Annotated in this window: 16 protein-coding genes; 3 read left to right on the forward strand and 13 right to left on the reverse strand. The window is 45.5% G+C overall.

The genetic code is table 11. The annotated features are described in order from the left end of the window. Position 1: 1 nt before the first annotated feature. From murC to NYE43_RS15200, 6 genes are all read right to left on the reverse strand, one after another. Positions 2–1300: a UDP-N-acetylmuramate--L-alanine ligase gene (gene murC / locus NYE43_RS15175; RefSeq protein ID WP_024122519.1), complete on the reverse strand. Its 1299-nt coding sequence runs from the start codon at positions 1298–1300 to the stop codon at positions 2–4. Positions 1301–1546: 246 nt separating this feature from the next. After that, on the reverse strand, positions 1547–4456 hold the full coding sequence (locus NYE43_RS15180; RefSeq protein WP_341062184.1) for a DNA translocase FtsK: 2910 nt from the start codon (positions 4454–4456) through the stop codon (positions 1547–1549). Positions 4457–4616: 160 nt separating this feature from the next. Then, a complete protein-coding gene (gene ytpR, locus NYE43_RS15185) occupies positions 4617–5222 on the reverse strand; it encodes a YtpR family tRNA-binding protein (RefSeq protein ID WP_340926391.1) in 606 nt (201 codons plus the stop codon). 16 nt (positions 5223–5238) lie between these two features. Continuing rightward, positions 5239–6048, reverse strand: a complete 810-nt coding sequence (locus NYE43_RS15190) for a DUF1444 domain-containing protein (RefSeq protein WP_024122522.1) — start codon at positions 6046–6048, stop codon at positions 5239–5241. Between the two features lie 15 nt (positions 6049–6063). Further along, positions 6064–6387 (reverse strand): thioredoxin family protein, encoded by a 324-nt coding sequence (locus tag NYE43_RS15195; protein ID WP_010331513.1) that lies wholly within the window; start codon positions 6385–6387, stop codon positions 6064–6066. 39 nt (positions 6388–6426) lie between these two features. Beyond that, positions 6427–6543, reverse strand: a complete 117-nt coding sequence (locus NYE43_RS15200; RefSeq protein ID WP_125825412.1) for a hypothetical protein — start codon at positions 6541–6543, stop codon at positions 6427–6429. A 77-nt stretch (positions 6544–6620) separates the two neighbouring features. On the opposite strand from NYE43_RS15200, the gene NYE43_RS15205 reads away from it, so the two are divergent. Further along, positions 6621–7067, forward strand: a complete 447-nt coding sequence (locus NYE43_RS15205) for a YtoQ family protein (protein WP_024122523.1) — start codon at positions 6621–6623, stop codon at positions 7065–7067. A 57-nt stretch (positions 7068–7124) separates the two neighbouring features. Here the strand turns inward: NYE43_RS15205 and NYE43_RS15210 are convergent, their stop codons facing one another. Next, positions 7125–8198, reverse strand: coding sequence for a M42 family metallopeptidase (locus tag NYE43_RS15210; protein ID WP_326366347.1), 1074 nt, complete (start codon positions 8196–8198; stop codon positions 7125–7127). 157 nt (positions 8199–8355) lie between these two features. On the opposite strand from NYE43_RS15210, the gene NYE43_RS15215 reads away from it, so the two are divergent. Beyond that, positions 8356–8673 carry a PepSY domain-containing protein gene (locus NYE43_RS15215; protein WP_010331516.1) on the forward strand — a complete coding sequence of 106 codons (318 nt, stop codon included), beginning with the start codon at positions 8356–8358 and terminating at the stop codon, positions 8671–8673. Positions 8674–8726: 53 nt separating this feature from the next. On the opposite strand, the gene NYE43_RS15220 is transcribed toward NYE43_RS15215, so the two are convergent. From NYE43_RS15220 to trmB, 3 genes are all read right to left on the reverse strand, one after another. Then, positions 8727–10427 (reverse strand): NAD-dependent malic enzyme, encoded by a 1701-nt coding sequence (locus NYE43_RS15220; RefSeq protein ID WP_341062185.1) that lies wholly within the window; start codon positions 10425–10427, stop codon positions 8727–8729. An 82-nt stretch (positions 10428–10509) separates the two neighbouring features. After that, on the reverse strand, positions 10510–11355 hold the full coding sequence (locus NYE43_RS15225; RefSeq protein WP_341062186.1) for a YtnP family quorum-quenching lactonase: 846 nt from the start codon (positions 11353–11355) through the stop codon (positions 10510–10512). 70 nt (positions 11356–11425) lie between these two features. After that, positions 11426–12067, reverse strand: coding sequence for a tRNA (guanosine(46)-N7)-methyltransferase TrmB (gene trmB, locus NYE43_RS15230; protein ID WP_038954257.1), 642 nt, complete (start codon positions 12065–12067; stop codon positions 11426–11428). Positions 12068–12275: 208 nt separating this feature from the next. On the opposite strand from trmB, the gene NYE43_RS15235 reads away from it, so the two are divergent. After that, positions 12276–12554 (forward strand): YtzH-like family protein, encoded by a 279-nt coding sequence (locus NYE43_RS15235; RefSeq protein WP_024122528.1) that lies wholly within the window; start codon positions 12276–12278, stop codon positions 12552–12554. 3 nt (positions 12555–12557) lie between these two features. On the opposite strand, the gene NYE43_RS15240 is transcribed toward NYE43_RS15235, so the two are convergent. From NYE43_RS15240 to NYE43_RS15250, 3 genes are all read right to left on the reverse strand, one after another. Continuing rightward, positions 12558–13352, reverse strand: a complete 795-nt coding sequence (locus NYE43_RS15240) for a phosphotransferase family protein (protein WP_095714595.1) — start codon at positions 13350–13352, stop codon at positions 12558–12560. A 181-nt stretch (positions 13353–13533) separates the two neighbouring features. Next, entirely contained in the window at positions 13534–15690 is a 2157-nt protein-coding gene (pulA, locus tag NYE43_RS15245; protein ID WP_341062187.1) for a type I pullulanase, read from the reverse strand. Positions 15691–15715: 25 nt separating this feature from the next. Further along, complete coding sequence (locus NYE43_RS15250; protein ID WP_024122531.1) at positions 15716–16645, reverse strand: YegS/Rv2252/BmrU family lipid kinase; 930 nt, start codon at positions 16643–16645, stop codon at positions 15716–15718. Positions 16646–16681: the final 36 nt, after the last annotated feature.

The following is a 16681-nucleotide window of genomic DNA, read 5'->3' on the forward strand; positions in this document are numbered from 1 at the left end:
ATTATGCCATGACGTTTTCGTAGGCTCTCATATATTTTTGGATATCTCCTGCTCCCATAAAGATGAGAACGGCTTTATCATGAGCTTTTAAAACAGATGTATCATCTTCTGCAATCAGCTTGGCATTATTAATTTTTCCCTGCAGGTCGCCGATCGTCAGCTTTCCTGCGTTTTCCCGGGCTGACCCGAAGATGTCGCATAAATACACACAGTCTGCCCCGCTCAGGCTTTCAGCAAATTCATCAAGGAATTGCTGTGTCCGCGTAAATGTATGAGGCTGGAATACCGCAACGATTTCACGATCAGGATATTTCTGTCTTGCCGCCTCAATCGTCACTTTTATTTCTGTCGGATGATGAGCGTAATCATCAATTAACACTTGGTTTCCGAGCTGTTTCTCATTGAATCTGCGTTTGACGCCGCCAAATGATTTGAGGCCATGTTTAATAACGCTGGCGTCAATTTCTTCATAATGGCACAACGCGATGACCGCCAATGAGTTCAATACATTATGATGGCCATACGCAGGAATATAAAATGTGTCATAGAATGTATTGCGGACAAAGACATCGAAAGTTGTCCCTTCTGTGCTTTTTACGATGTTTCTCGCTTGAAAATCATTTTCTTCTCCTGTGCCGTAATAAACGACAGGCACGTTCGCATGGATTTTCGGCAGATACTCATCATCACCGCAGGCAATAATGCCTTTGTTAACTTGAAGAGCCATTTCCTGAAAAGCGTCAAACACATCGTCAATATTTGAGAAGTAATCAGGGTGATCAAAATCAATATTCGTCATAATCGCGTAGTCAGGCTGATAGCTTAAGAAATGGCGGCGGTATTCGCACGCTTCAAATACGAAGTATTCGCTGTTTTCATTTCCTTGGCCTGTTCCGTCCCCGATTAAGAAAGACGTCGGTTTTGCGTTTTGGATAACGTGAGCCAGCAGCCCCGTAGTCGACGTTTTACCGTGCGCACCAGTAACCGCGACACTGGTGAATTTTTTCATGTAGTCACCTAAAAACTTATGATAACGAATCACCGGAATTCCGTCAGACATCGCTTTTTCAATCTCAGGGTGCGTGTCTGGGAATGCGTTTCCAGCGATAACTGTCATGCCGGGTTTGATGTTATCCGCGCTAAAAGGAAGAACAGTGATGTTTCTTTTTTCAAGCGCCGTTTGTGTAAAAATGAATTTTTCGATATCCGATCCTTGGACAGTATATCCATTATCATGAAGTATTTGGGCAAGCGGACTCATACCCGTCCCTTTTATTCCAACAAAATGATAAACAGTCATAATTGTACCTCCAACAAACGTCTATCTGTTCCCCAGTATATGACGTTCATTTCAATTTGCGACCGCGGCGGCTGAAAAGCCGCCTGACGGCGTATCCTTATATTTTTTGTTATGTTCAGTATCCGGTTATTTCTTTCCGATTAAACCTGAATATCACGATTTCTATGCCCATTTGCTGTAAAGCGGCATAGCTGTTAAATGCTCTATCCATTATCATACCATGTTTGCTGTGAAAATGAACCTATATTATTCGTTTATTAAATCACTTGCAGTGATCAGCACCTCTCGAGGCTTGCTTCCTTTCGCCTCAGAGATCATACCTTCCGCTTCCATCATATCAATCAGCCTTGCAGCCCGATTATATCCGATTCTGAATCTTCTTTGCAGGCTTGACGTGCTTGCACTGTTTTGCTCAACAACAAATTCGCACGCCTCATAAAACAGCTCATCCTCTTCCTTTAAGGCAGAGCCTTGTCTGACCAATTCTTCCTGTTCGAATAAATAAGCTGGCGGCAGCTGGTTTCTGACATGAGAAACAACACGGTCAATCTCTCGGTCCGATACAAAGTTGCCTTGGAGACGGACCGGTTTTCCAGAACCGTTCTCCAAAAAGAGCATGTCTCCTTTGCCGAGAAGTTTTTCCGCACCTGCCATGTCAATGATTGTTCGGGAATCAACCTGGCTGGAGACAGAAAACGCAATTCTCGTCGGGATATTCGCTTTAATCAGACCGGTAATGACATCGACTGACGGACGCTGAGTCGCGACAAGCAAATGGATTCCGCAGGCTCTTGCTTTTTGAGCAATCCGGGCAATGCTTTCTTCTACATCATTTGGAGCTACCATCATCAAATCCGCAAGCTCGTCAATGACCACAACTAAATACGGCAATTTTTCGCCCGTTTGATGATCAGAGGTTAATTGATTAAAACGGTCAATATCGCGAACACCGGAATGGGCAAACAGTTCATAGCGGCGCTCCATTTCCTCAACGACCCATTTTAAAGCAGCAGTGGCCGCTTTGGCGTCGGTAATGACAGGGCTGACGAGATGAGGAATTTTGTTGTAAGGCGCAAGCTCTACCATTTTCGGATCAATCAGCAGCACCTTCACTTCACTCGGATCAGCTTTATAAAGCAGACTCACTAAAATCGTATTGATGCACACGCTTTTTCCCGATCCTGTAGCTCCGGCAATAAGACCGTGCGGCATTTTCTTCAGATCAATGACAACAGGATTCCCCGAAATATCCAATCCAAGTGCTGCCGTAAGCGGTGACGTGCTCGTCCTGAAAGCAGAGCTGCGAATCATTTGGCGCAAATCAACCACCTTGCTCGTGCGGTTCGGCACTTCAATTCCGATCGTGTTTTTCCCCGGAATCGGCGCTTCTATTCGAATATCTCTGGCGGACAGGCTGAGTTTAATGTCATCAGACAGGTTGGTGATTTTATTCACCTTTACACCCGGTTCAGGGTGTACTTCAAATCTTGTGACTGACGGCCCTTGCGTTACATGAACCACATTGGCCCGAACGTTAAAGTTTTTCAAAGTTAAATCAAGCAGCTGACGCTGGTTTTCTATCCACGCAGTATCGTCCTGAACTTGTGCTGGCGGCACATCAAGCAGTGAGACATTTGGGAACACATAGCTTCCACGGCGCTCCCCTGCTTTTTGCTGTTTATGCGTATCGCTTTTCAGCATCATAACATTAAAAGGAACAGACGGTCCCTTCTGAAGTGCTGGACTTCGTTCAGGATTGTTACTCGACTTCTCGGTTCTGTTCTGCTGTTCTGCTGGGGCCGTGCGTCTTTCACCCGCAGGACCTTCTTCCTCCCGGTTTTCATCCGCCGCAGAATAGGATGGAGTATCCTCTTCTGTGCTACGTTCGGGTTCTGGATAGTCATTTCTCTGGGCCGCGGATGCTTCAGGCTGGCTGATTTCCTCTATCACTTGAGCTGAGGCAGCTTCCAGAATGATTTCTTCGTGAGCAGCTGTATGGCTGTCTGACAGTTCCTCTGCTTCTTGCCCGGCATCTGCCACAGTCTCTTCCTCGTATCGTTCATTATGCAAGAAAGGCTTTTCATGCTCATGGAATTCCATTTCTTCTGCTGGGGCTGAGGTGTCAGCAGTTTCTGGAACAGCTTTTTCACGAACGTTTCCTTCGTTGGCTGACGGCTCTTCTGCCTCAGTTTCAGCACCTGTCACAGCCTCTTCCCCATATCGCTCATCGGGTAAGAAATGCTCTTCCTTTTCAGGCTCTTGGTTTTCCGTTTGTTCTGCTTGAGTTGAGACGGTGTCAGCAGTTTCCGGAACAGCTTCTTCGCGGGCATATCCTTCGTTACCTGACAGCTTTTCTGCTTCCATTCCGGCACCTGTCACAGTCTCTTCCCAAGATTTTTCTTCGCGCAAGAAAGATTCTTCCTGCTGCTTCATTTGTTCTGTTTCTTCTGACCGCATCTCAGCAGCTTTTGGAGCCATTTCGTCTCCAGCGTTTACTTTTTTGTCTGACAGCTCCTCTGCTGAGTGCTTTGCCATTGTTTCATTCGTACTTTTTAGGACGCCAGAAGGCTGTTCTTCGAATCGGTCATATGAAAAGAGAGGCTCCTTCTTCTGTTGCTGCGGCGGCCGGTCCGGCATTGGATAGCTGCGTTCGCGTTCGATTTCTTCTGAAAGCAGCGTTACCTTCTCTTCTACAGGTTCCGGCTTTTTTTGCACACCTTTTTTTTCCGCAGATTGTTTCGGCACGTCCTTTTTCACAGATGGTTTTTGATTAAATCCATATACAGGCGAAGGTATATTTGTCGGTTTAAAAGGTTTCTTGGCCGGCTCTGATTTTTCATATGTATAATGCTCTTTTTCATTATTTGTGCGGTCTCTGTGCTGAGCAGCGCTCGAATGAGGCTCGGCTTGCGGTTCCTCCGATGGCGGGCGGCGCCTTCTCAAATCATTTTTTTGATATCCGTCAGGCACAACCGGAAAACGGAACTTGCCTTTAGGATATTCGTAATATATTTTAGGATCTTCCAATCGTTTTAATTGTCCTTCGGAGTGATGCGATTCTGGCTGTTTCGGAATTTGAGCAGGTTTTGTCTCCCGTTCAGCGTCCTCTTCACTCTCTCCTAAAAACAAATCAAAAAATTTATGAAGCCAACTCATAATTCATCTCTAACTCCCTTATAGTTTTCTGGGACGATTTTTAGTATACCACTGCTTGTCGGCCCAGAAAAGATTAAGCTTTCAGCAAAACAAAGCCGCTAAACAAGGGCTTAGCGGCTTTTTTTACATGATTCGATTTTTTCGGCGTATTTATGGGAGTCTAAAACTGAAATGCGTCTCCAGCCTCATGGTCTCCTTCTAATACAAGGATTCCTTTTTCAGCCGGAGCGTCAGGCAATGCAAGCTCTTTTGCGGAGCAGATCATTCCGCTCGACGGTACGCCCCGAAGCTCAGCATCCTTAATGACGAGTCCGCTCGGCATCACAGCGCCGACTTTGGCAACGACAACTTTTTGACCTTGATCAACATTAGGCGCGCCGCAAACGATCTGAAGCGTTTCATCTCCTACGTTGACTTTACATACGCTTAATTTATCCGCATTTGGATGTTTTTCTTTTGATTCAACATATCCGACAACAAACTTTGGCGATAAATCAACGACTAATGTTTCTTCAATGCCGTTTCTGTTTAGCATTTCATTCACATCTTGAACGAATGTTTCTGAAAGGGCAACAGGGCCGTTTTCATTAATGGTTAAGTATGAAGACGCGTTAAAGATGTTAAAACCCGTCGTTTCATTTGTTTCGCCATTGAAAATTTTGACGACGTCGCCGTGTTTTTCATAGCCTATTTGCTCGCGCGTTACGTCTTTTAGAGAGATCAGAAGTGTATCTCCCACACCTTCTTTATTATAAAAAGCGTTCATAAGTAAAAAATCCTTTCTAATCCTTTTTCGGACGGCTTTTTGCCAAGATAAACACCGGCTCCAGCTTTCCTTCATTGTACAGGAAAGAAAGCGCCGTAATCGGAACGGTGCCGCCTGCAAAGAAGCTCATCGACATTTGCCCTAAAATATCATACCCTGATTCATTCCGAATGTCAGCAAGTATCAGAACGTCCTGATGCGGAACAGAGATCGCGAGCTCACCTTTAGCATTTTGTTTATACTCATTTAAAATCGCTTCGTTCAGAATCCGGCTGGCGTCGTAACCGTCATTTGCTCTGAAGAAGTAAAAGAGATTGCCGGCAACTGTATCCTCTTTGACAACCGTAGGCAGAGAGCGGAGGTTAAACGCAGCCGTTTCTCTGATCCGCTCCCTTGTCCAGTTTTCTTTCTCCAGCATGCGCTGATCAATTAAACGATAGGTTTTGCCCAGATCAAGCGCATAGTAAATTCTTGTTTCTGCGGTATGATCGTCATAAATAAGCGGAATCTCTTCGCTGGACTTGTCCGGAAAAGAGGTTGAGCGGATGACCGGATAAATGCGGCTTTCCTTCCCGGTTATTTCCTGCGACTTCCCTTCCATAGCTGTCATGGCTTCTGATACATAGTAAACGATCTCGTCAATGGCTTCGTCTTTTTTCAGTTCCCATTTTGCAATAATCGGCGGCAGGTCGAGCGTAATTCCTTTTTTAGTTGTTTCATCCTCAACACGGAGGGTGTCTTTTTCTCTGTCAAATAAAAAGGAGCGATTCTCGTGCTGAAGGCGCTGTTTCAATATGTCTGACAGCTTCCTTGAGGTCATTTTCAAACCGGATATCCTCCTTTACGCTTTTGCGAGAGAGTCAGTTAAAAACTGTTCAATTTCTTCTTTTGTTTTGCGGTCTTTGCTCACAAAACGATTCACTTCTTTTCCTTCATTAAACACAACAAAGCTTGGAATGCCGTAAATCTCCCACTCTGCGCATGTATCAATAAATTTGTCGCGGTCTACATAGTAGTAAGTGAATTCAGGAAAGTCTGCTTCCAATTCCGGAAGAAAAGGCTCTACAAAACGGCAGTCCGGGCACCAGTCGGCAGAAAACATAAATACTGCCCAATCATCCTTTACCGCTTTTTCCAATTCTTGCGTTGTCTCGATTTTTTTCATCGGATATCCCTCCAGTTGTTTATGTTCTTACATGTTAGTTTATCGATACTCGTCCATTTGGATCATACCAAACTGCTTGCGGCAAAACCACTTATATGCAACGAATGAATATGTAAGATAAGCTTTCCCATTATCATTATCATATTTTATTTGCATTATCAAGCACGTTTCGTTTAACATCTTTTACATGAGGGTAAAATTGACAAATGGTCATACATAAGGAGGGATCCAGTTTGGAGTTTATCGTCTATTTAGCCGGAGAAATCCACAGCAATTGGCGGGAGGAAATAAAGGAGAAAACGAAGTCACTGAAGCTGCCGATTACGTTTGTCGGCCCGATGGAGCATCACGACCGTTCAGACAATATCGGAGAAGAAATCATGGGCGCTCAGCCAAACGCAGTCTATAAGGACGACAAGGCTTCTGATATCAATAACTTCAGAACTGCCGTCTTGATGAATAAAGCCGACTTTGTAATCGCCTTGTTTGGCGAAAAGTATAAACAATGGAACACAGCAATGGATGCTTCCTATGCCATCGCAAAAGGCAAACCCCTGATCATCATTCGTCCTGAATCGCTCCACCACCCATTAAAAGAGCTTTCAAACAAAGCGAATATGACTGTTGAAACGGTGAACCAAGCCATTAAAGCACTTTCCTATGTATTTGAAACAAAATAAGAAAAAAGCTTGTCGGCATGGCTTACAGCCTTGCTCAACAAGCTTTTTCTCCAGGTTTTACATATTTTCTTTAATTGCTTCAACTGTCTGCTTGTCACAGGCAGTTACGAGCTTTATCAGCATTTCTTTAGCCGCAGCGTAATCATCAATATGGATAATAGACGCATTTGTATGAATGTAGCGGGAGCAGATCCCGATAACTGCTGACGGAACGCCGCTGTTTGAAATATGCACTCTGCCTGCATCTGTTCCGCCGCCCGAAACAAAGTATTGATATGGAATCTGATGCGTTTCAGCAATATCCAGAACAAATTCTCTCATTCCGCGGTGCATGACTGTTGTTCTGTCAAGAATGCGGAGCAAAAAGCCCTTTCCAAGCTGCCCAAACTGCTGTTTATCGCCGCTCATGTCGTTTGCCGGACTGGCGTCAAGCGCGAAGAACAAATCCGGTTTGATCATATGAGACGCTGTCTGTGCGCCTCTTAAGCCGACTTCTTCCTGAACGGTTGCGCCAGCGTAAAGCGTATTCGGCAGTTCTTTACCTTGCAATTCCTTCAGCAATTCAATGCTCAATCCGCAGCCGTACCGGTTATCCCACGCTTTTGATAATATTTTCTTTTCATTCGCCATAATGGTAAACGGGCATACAGGGACAATTTGCTGGCCAGGTTTAATGCCGATTTTGATAGCGTCTTCCTTATCATCCGCTCCGATATCAATCATCATGTTTTTGATATCCATCGGACGGTTTCGCTGAGCATCTGTTAACAGATGCGGCGGTATGCTTGAAATAACTCCCGGAACCGGGCCGTTATCTGTTTGAATTTCCACTCTTTGTGCCAGCAGCACCTGACTCCACCAGCCGCCGAGCGTTTGGAACCTCAGTAATCCGTTATCTGTAATGGATGTCACCATAAATCCGACTTCATCCATATGTCCAGCCACCATGATTTTCGGCGCGTCCTCTCCGCCTTTTCTGACTCCGAAAACACTTCCCAGTCTGTCCTGAACGATATCATCGGCATATTTGGCAAGCTCCTGCTTCATAAACGCACGGACCTGATGCTCATTGCCCGGCGCTCCGGGAAGCTGCGTCAGTGTTTGGAAAAGCGCTTTCGTTTCTTGATTCATGTTTTCCCCTCATTTCTATGTAGTTCTTTTATTTTATTAGAAAAAATTCTGTTTTCCAAGCACTCTGATTGAATCTGCTCAATGAGCCGCGTATCGCTTAACAGGATTTGGCGGTTTCTGTATAATGGAAGTATGATCAATCAGGAGGTGCTTTATTTTGAAATTGCGTCATCTTCTTTTAGGAGCAGGACTTGGAATTTGTACGGCTGTTGTTGTGAAGCAATATGTGATGAAGCCTTATATTTCTTCAGAAAGAGCGCTTCGTATCGTAAAATCCGCTTTTAAACAGCGGGGGCCGATTGATGGATCATGGATCTACACCCAGCCGGAGCCCTACAATGTGAATGGAGAAACCGTGCAGGTGTACAAGACCGGTGTTACACGATCAGCTTTCGGAGAACTAGAGCAATATGAAGTGATGGTGGATGCGAAAACAGGGAGAATTGTAGATGTCATCGATACAATCGCGTCTTAACACCGGACAAGCGTAAAATAGGAGCCGCTGCCCATGCAGCGGCTCTTTTTATATTATATCGCGCGAATTGGTTTGTATACCGGATACCACATCGCGTCCTGCACAGCCTGAATGATATCCTCAGGCTCTTCAGTGGCCACGCCTTCCTTAATGGCGGTTTTAGCGACTTCAACTGCAACCGTTGCCGATACAGTCCGTAAATCCTCCACCTTCGGAAGCATCGGCGCGCCAGGCATGCCGACATTGACCATACTTGCGATCGCGCGGGCACATGCTTCAAACATGCCATCGGTGATTAATTTTGATTTGGTGACAATCGTTCCAAGCCCAAGCCCTGGGAAGACTAGTGCGTTGTTTGCCTGTCCGATATGATATGTCACGCCGTTATATTCCACTGGCGGGAACGGGCTTCCTGTCGTGATCAGCGCACGGCCTTCTGTCCATTGGATTAAATCTTGCGGTTTTGCTTCAGAAAGAGTTGTTGGATTCGACATCGGCAAAATTGCCGGACGTTTTACGTGTGACGCCATTTCTTTTACAATTTCTTCAGTAAAGGCACCGGAAACCGTAGATGTTCCGATCAGGATCGTCGGTTTCGCCTGCCGGACCACTTCAAGGAGATCAATGCCCCCTCCTTCTCCGTTACGCTGATAATCCTTCACTTCATCAGCCGAACGGGCATAAGGCTTTTGGAAATCGAGAAGCTGATCCATATCATCTGTTAACAGCCCGTTTCGGTCTATGCACCAGAATCGCTGGTATGATTCTTCCTCACTCAGCCCTTCGCGCACCAATGCTTCCCGCAGCTGTTCAGCAATTCCGATTCCGGCTGTCCCCGCTCCGAATATGACGACTCTGTGATCCCTCAGCGGCACTTTAGACGCTTTTGCACAGGATAAAACTGCCGCAAGAGATACAGCGCCTGTACCTTGGATATCATCATTAAACGTACATACTTTATCTTTATAGCGTTTCAAGATGCTGCGCGCATTTTTCGCTCCGAAGTCCTCCCAGTGGAGCAATGCATTCGGGAATGTCTCTCTCGCAAGTGAGACATATTCATCAATAAATTGGTCATAGCGTTCACCGCGCACTCTGGAATGCTGGTTGCCGACATAAAGCGGGTCGTTCAAGAGGCTCTCTTGATTTGTGCCCGCATCCAAAACGACAGCCAGCACTCTGCTCGGATCAATTCCCGCAGCGGCCGTGTATACCGCAAGCTTGCCAATTGATATCGCGATACCGCCGACTCCCCAGTCTCCGATTCCTAAAATCCCTTCAGCATCGGTTGCGACAATTAAATCGATGGCATCACTTTTGTCTTTAAACTGTTTAAAGGCCTCTCTCATGCCTTCCGGGTCATCGATGGACAGATAGAGCCCTCTCGGCTTCCTGTATTCATGGCTGTATCTCTGAATGGCCGTACCTACTGTCGGCGTGTATACAATCGGGAGCATTTCCCCTAAGTGGTCATTTAACAAACGGTAAAACAGCGTTTCATTTCGATCGTGCAGCGCTGTCAAATAAACGTTTTTACTTAAATCATCAGGCTGTGAGGAAAACTGTTCGTACGCTCTTTTTGCCTGTTCATCAATGGTCAATACCTTCGGCGGCAAAAAGCCATTCAATCCGAGCGCTTTTCTTTCCTCTGTTGTAAAAGCTACTCCTTTGTTCAAAAAAGGAACAGAGAGTACTTCAAGGCCTCTTAATGTTGTCTGAATTTCTCCTTCGTTCGTTACTTCAAATTGTTTCACCCTGCCTCTTCCTTTCTGAGCATAATTAGTACTAGGTTTGCTTTATTAGCCGGAAATCATGCAGGGTAAACATGAAAATATGCTATTGTTTCTTTCGTTTGAGTGATTCTGTCATTCTTTCGTCCCCGTCCCATTTTAGTGCGCGATATTCGGCATCATGATAAAAAATAAACCATGCGTCTTTTTCCGCTGCATACGCCTGCCACTTTTGCTTTTGCGGTATAGAGGTCATCGGATAATCATCATAAGCCAGCACCCATAATGGATTGCGGTGGGCGTGTGTCGGCATCAAATCCGCCATATGTACCGCGGTTTCACCCGCATCCTCACATACAAGAACACAGTGGCCGTTACTGTGGCCCCCGGTATGATGCAGTGTAACCCCCTCTGTTATCTTGCAAGTGTCTTCAAAGGTCTTCACTTGGCCGGCAACCGCCTCCCAGTTTTCTTTCCAGTAGGTATTTTTCGATCTGATATTCGGATGGCGCATTTCATTCCATTCAACAGATGAAGTATAAATAACGGCATTTGGAAAAACTGGCACCAGTTTATCTCCTTCGTATTCCGTCAATCCGCACGCATGGTCAAAATGAAGGTGTGTCATGGCGATCACGTGGATATCTTCAACCGTTAACCCAAGCGCTGCTAATGATGTTTTCACATTGGATTCTTGGGTCACACCGTAGTTTCTTTTTTGTTTTTCAGTCAGCTTGCCGGACCCGATACCGGCATCAACAATCACGTTTTGCCCGTCCTTTTGAATAAGAATTGGATCTGTCCTTAGTTCAATCTGGTTTTTTTCATTTACTGGGTATTTTTTTGACCATAACGGCTTTGGAACAACGCCGAACATGGCTCCTCCGTCCATGTGAGTCACCCCTCCGTCAAGCCAAGTTAACGTCGTGTTTCCAATTTTCATCGTTTCCATTTTCATCCCCCCTGTCATCATCGTAGCAAACAGCGCATAAAAAAAACAGACTCCTGTGTCAGAGTCTGTTTTACGCTCTCCATTCAACTTCAGCCCGATAGATCGGCTGGCCGAGTGCTGAGAATTTTTCTTCATATTCTGTCATGATGTTATCTTCCATATCACTGTTATGCAGATCAAGACTGACATATGTCAGCAGCAGACCGTATTCCGAGAAGCTTTTCAGCGAGTACTCAAACAGGCCGCGGTTGTCTGTTTTAAAATGAATTGCTCCGCCTTTCCCCATCACTTCTTCATATTTCTTGAGAAAATGGGAATACGTCAGACGGCGTTTTTCGTGGCGGTTTTTCGGCCAAGGATCTGAAAAGTTCAAGTACACCCGTTTAACTTCACCCGGCTCAAACACGTCTGTCAGCGTGTCCGCGTCTATATTCAAAAGCTTTACATTCGGCACTTCGCTATCCTTTACTTTCTGGACAGCTGTCACAATTACGCTTTTAAATAACTCAATACCAATATAATTAATGTCAGGATTTTGTTTGGCCATGCCGGAAATAAATTGCCCTTTTCCTGTACCGACCTCGATATGGATCGGATTGCTGTTGCCAAACACTGTATTCCATTTTCCTTTATAATCAGCAGGATTGCTGATGGCAATATCTGCGTTTTCAGCCAAAAAGTCATCAGCCCAAGGCTTGTGGCGCATTCTCATATGATTGACACCTCTATCTATTATTTCGACTAACAACATACCATGAATTAAAAAGACCCGCAAGCTTGTTTTTGAAGGTGTGCCTTTTTAGAGCAGATCACATAAAAAAAGAGGTTCCCATCTGTCGGAACACTCGTGTCTCATGCATAAAACCATACTGTTTTGAACAATTTAACCCGTAAGATACTGAAGGGATGTGTACCGTTTTATGGGTTTAAATTACGAGAATCAAGTTGATCTATTGAAGGACATTTTGACTGACCATCAATTAGACTGCTGCGGAACCGTCGCAGAGTACGAACAGCTTGAACGTGTGATTAAATCGCTGATGGCAAACACCGAGCTCGATTCACACTTAAAAAACGTGCTGGAAGATGTGTACCGATACAGCCAATCAGGAATATCATCCAAATCTATCGACTCACACATACAAGAGCATCAGAGCAGCTTGTCTCAATGGGTAGAGGAAATGGATTCGTATTCCTGATTATTAAACAATTCGCTTCATCAGCATATGCAGTTCTTCCATTGCATCATGGAATTCTTTATCGTTTCCTTTGGATTTATGCCAGGCAATGAAAGTGATTGTTTCAGATAGCACATACCATGCCATTCTTAACCGAAGGCCGTCCGTTAACTCAATACCGTACATGCCCAGCCAGCTCTCCCAAGCTGGCTTTTCGACGTAGTGGTACAGCAATGGCCCCAGATCCATCGCCGGATCAGCAATCATGGCGCCGTCCCAGTCAATTAAATACAGCTGGTTGTCTTCAGACAATAACCAGTTATTATGATTGACATCACAATGGCAAACGACTTTCTCACCGAAATGCACTTCATGCAGATGATCTTCTAAATACTTAATCCCTTCTTGAATCAGCGGCGAAGATTGCTGCACAGCAAATACAGCCTGTTTAAGCTGAGACAGCAGAGTCCCTGGATTCAGCGGTTCCTTTCCAAGTCTCTTCAGCATGTCCAGCAAGGCTTTTGATGTGTGTATTTTACGAAGCAATTCAGCAACGGACCGTCCGTTCATGTCTTTCGGCTTCAGCTCTCTGCCGGTCATCCAGTGCTGGGCCGTTATGACGTCCCCATTCTCCATCCGTTTTGTCCAAACCAGCTTAGGAACAATGCCTTCGGCGGATAAAACAGCTAAAAAAGGTGAGCTATTACGTTTTAAAAAAAGCTGCTGCCCGTTATGTTTCGCATAATATGCATCTCCTGTAGCTCCTCCGGCGGGGAAGATCTCCCAATCGCTACCTAGTAATTGTCCCAACCAGTTCATATCAATGTTCAACCCATCATTTCTTAAAATATTTTAGAATAAAGGCCTATTCGTCTTCAGTCTATCCAGCGAATGCCTTTTTCGTACGAATCGTATGAAAAATAAAAAAGACAGCTATTGAGAGTCTCATATGCTAATCAATAGCCGTCTTTTAAATTTTAGCGCTATAGCACAAACTTCGTCAAGCAAAACTCGTAAGATCTCGTGCTAAATATAAGATAACCGTTCCGATGCCGTTTACAGCAACCGCTTTCTTGATTTCTCCATGATCAGCACGAAACCCGTCAGTATCACATAGAAGGCGGTAAGCCTTATCTTTCGGCAGCTGCCATGTAACAGAATCGGGGCTGGCATGATGGATGACAATGATTTCTTCCCATTCGTCGATTGCGCCGAGGTTAAACAGCCGGTATACAATAAGGTGCTCTTTGAGAGCCAGACATTCAAGGCAGCGCTGAATATCGGCTGATGACGTAAGCCGGAATGCCGGATGCGCTTTTCTGAGCGAAATCAGCCTGCGGACATAGTCAACATCCTGCTTGAATGTTTCACGCCGCGACCAGTCCAGCTGGTTGATGCTGTCACTGGATTGATAGCTGTTTTCCACCCCCTGTTTCGTCCGGAAAAATTCCTGTCCGCTGTGAATAAACGGCACTCCCTGGGCCAGCAGAATGATTGCAGACGCCAGCTTTTGCCTGCTTCTTTTTCGGCTCTCACTTTCTTGAGGAAGCGCGAGGCTCATTTTATCCCAAAAAGTGTGGTTGTCATGCGACTCGACATAATTGATGGACTGGCTCGGCGCAGACACAAGCGGGTCTGTCTCTTCCCACCCGGAAGATCCGGCGATCCCGCGCATGACTGTTTCCGTTTTTTCGCCGTTCCCAAGGGCAAAACCCGCCGCCGCGATATGAAAGGTATTCCCTTTAACAGCGTCACGAAACGAATCATTAAAAAAACCGACGCCCGGCATTTTCGATGCATTCGCCAATGTCGCTTTCTGTTCAGGCGGCAGCGGTGTTGCCAAATCCCAGCCTTCCCCAAAGAGAAGGATTCCGGACTTTACCTCAGATGCTTTTTCTTTCATATGAAGAACCGTTTCAATATCTAAAATGCCGAGCAGATCAAAGCGGAAGCCGTCGACATCGTATTCCTTCAGCCAATACATGACGCAATCCGTAATGAATTTCCTTGCCATCCGCCTTTCTGAGGCGATGTCATTCCCTACGCCGGTGCCATTCGAAGGCATTCCGAATTGATCATGCCGGAAAAAATAACCGGGCACCGTTTTTTCAAAGGGCGAGTGCTCTCTTTGGTATACATGGTTATAAACAACATCCAGAATGACACGCAGGCCATGCTGATGCAGGGTGTGAATCATTTGTTTTACTTCTGTGTTTCTTGTCTGAGGGTCGTGAGGATTGGAGGCATAGCTTCCCTCCGGGGCGAAAAAATGAAGTGGATTATAGCCCCAATTGTAGGCGGCAAGCGGGTTTTCTTCATCAACTCCGGCATAATCGTTTAGCGGCAAAAGCTCTATATGCGTAACGCCAAGCTCTTTTAAATAAGAAAGTCCTGTAGAACTGCCATTTTTCGTTTTGGTGTCCGTTTCAGCAAGCGCCGCATATTTCCCCTTGTTCTTCATACCGCTGTTTTCATGAATGGAGAAGTCTCGGATGTGCATCTCATAAATAATGGCTTCAACGGGGTCTGAAAATGGTGTAAGCGAAGGAGCCGAATTTGCTTGATCAGGGCGCAGCACGACACCCTTCTCTCCGTTGACCGTCACAGCTTTTGCATACGGATCAACCGTTTCTGTCCATTCTAAATTGTTGCAAATCCGGTACACATACTCATAACCGTGCAGATCTCCAGCCACTGTAACGGCGTATACTCCATTTTCCATTCGTGTCATTTGAAGCGTGTGCCCGCTTTTCTCGGGATGTGACAGCTTGACGGCAGCTGACGTCGCAGCAGGCGCCCATACCTTAAATTCAGTATAATCCGAAGCGTAAACAGCTCCGAGCTCTCCGTCATAATAAAATGCAGCATCAAACGCATCCGTCCTGACAACCGCCCCGATTTGGAGATCCGTTTTTCCGCCGCCAGATGCTTTGACATGATGCGTTTTTCCGAAAGCCACCGGCTGTTCAGCTACACATACATACTTGTATTTCCCTTCTATTTGCCATTCCTGACTGACTGTCAGAGGAATTTCCGCTGTATCTGTCTCAAGCTGAAAAGGCGGCGTAAAGGTATCTTTTTGATCAGCAGGAATCAGAACCGTAATGATATTCATTTCATCGGCATACGCTTCAAAGCTGCGTTGGATACTGACCATCAGAATCTCTCTCCTCCAAAAACGTTTATGTTTTGATCCGTAAGGGTGAGGGACTCGATGCCAGACGGAATGGGGTTGTACCCATGATTTCTCCGTCAGCATGGAACGGAATTTTGTCCTTCGTGTAAAACGTAAGGTCTTTCGCTTTAAACATCGTCACGCCGTCCATTTTGGTGTGTTTTCCAAATGTCATCAAGCATAAAAACCAATACTTTTTCAAAAACGGCAGATTCTCAACAATGATGATATCAAATGCCTGTTCGCGCGGATTCGCAAGCGGGGCCGCCTTCATGCCGCCTCCGTAAAACGGATGATTGGAGACGACCGCAAACCAGACATGATGAAATTCCTGTGTCTCTCCTTCAATTGTACAAGCCAACGAAAACGGCTTAAAGGTAGCCGACGCGTACAAATGGGAAAGCGGATAGACAACAAAGCGGAGGCGCAGAAACTGGACCGCCCGTTTTAATGGAAATTCCATCGCCTTCTTATTGACGTATGCGTCAAAGCCGATTCCGATATGATTCAAAAAATAAAGAACCTGCGATTTATCCTGAAGCAAATTAATGCTTCCTAAATGAAACGTTCGCGTTAACGGACGCTTCAGCTTTCTGATTTCCTGAATCAGATCTATTTTCTTAATGGAGAATCCTCTGGAAAAATCATTGTACGCGCCAGCCGGCACAAAACTCAGTTCGATATCGTCAACATCTTTCAGCCCGTTGACGACTTCGTGCATCGTTCCGTCTCCGCCGATAACGATCAGGCGTTTCAGCTTATGTTCCTGAATCGTTGAAATCTGCCGGGCGAGAACCTCGGCGTGTCCCGGATGTTCAGTTAAAAATGAGCGGTGCTCAATCTTTCGTTTCAGTAATTCCTTTTGTATCGACTTCCAAACACGCAGGCCTTTTCGATGCCCTGCTGCCGGATTAATAATAAAAAACCATTGGCTCATCTTTCTCACCTGCTTATGTTATGAGAAAACCGCTCA

It is taken from the genome of Bacillus sp. FSL R5-0434 (assembly GCF_038004745.1).
In the GTDB taxonomy this organism is placed as follows: Bacteria; Bacillota; Bacilli; order Bacillales; family Bacillaceae; genus Bacillus; species Bacillus halotolerans.

Bases quoted from the DNA above. Each gene is read 5' to 3' on its own strand.
- NYE43_RS15195 (WP_010331513.1), bottom strand. From the start codon at position 6,387: ATGAAAAAAATCGAGACAACGCAAGAATTGGAAAAAGCGGTAAAGGAT.
- NYE43_RS15225 (WP_341062186.1), bottom strand. From the start codon at position 11,355: ATGGAAACGATGAAAATTGGAAACACGACGTTAACTTGGCTTGACGGA.
- NYE43_RS15240 (WP_095714595.1), bottom strand. From the start codon at position 13,352: ATGAACTGGTTGGGACAATTACTAGGTAGCGATTGGGAGATCTTCCCC.
- murC (WP_024122519.1), bottom strand. From the start codon at position 1,300: ATGACTGTTTATCATTTTGTTGGAATAAAAGGGACGGGTATGAGTCCG.
- ytpR (WP_340926391.1), bottom strand. From the start codon at position 5,222: ATGAACGCTTTTTATAATAAAGAAGGTGTGGGAGATACACTTCTGATC.
- NYE43_RS15210 (WP_326366347.1), bottom strand. From the start codon at position 8,198: ATGAATCAAGAAACGAAAGCGCTTTTCCAAACACTGACGCAGCTTCCC.
- trmB (WP_038954257.1), bottom strand. From the start codon at position 12,067: ATGAGAATGCGCCACAAGCCTTGGGCTGATGACTTTTTGGCTGAAAAC.
- NYE43_RS15200 (WP_125825412.1), bottom strand. From the start codon at position 6,543: ATGCAAATAAAATATGATAATGATAATGGGAAAGCTTATCTTACATAT.
- NYE43_RS15250 (WP_024122531.1), bottom strand. From the start codon at position 16,645: ATGAGCCAATGGTTTTTTATTATTAATCCGGCAGCAGGGCATCGAAAA.
- NYE43_RS15235 (WP_024122528.1), top strand. From the start codon at position 12,276: ATGGGTTTAAATTACGAGAATCAAGTTGATCTATTGAAGGACATTTTG.
- pulA (WP_341062187.1), bottom strand. From the start codon at position 15,690: ATGGTCAGTATCCAACGCAGCTTTGAAGCGTATGCCGATGAAATGAAT.
- NYE43_RS15180 (WP_341062184.1), bottom strand. From the start codon at position 4,456: ATGAGTTGGCTTCATAAATTTTTTGATTTGTTTTTAGGAGAGAGTGAA.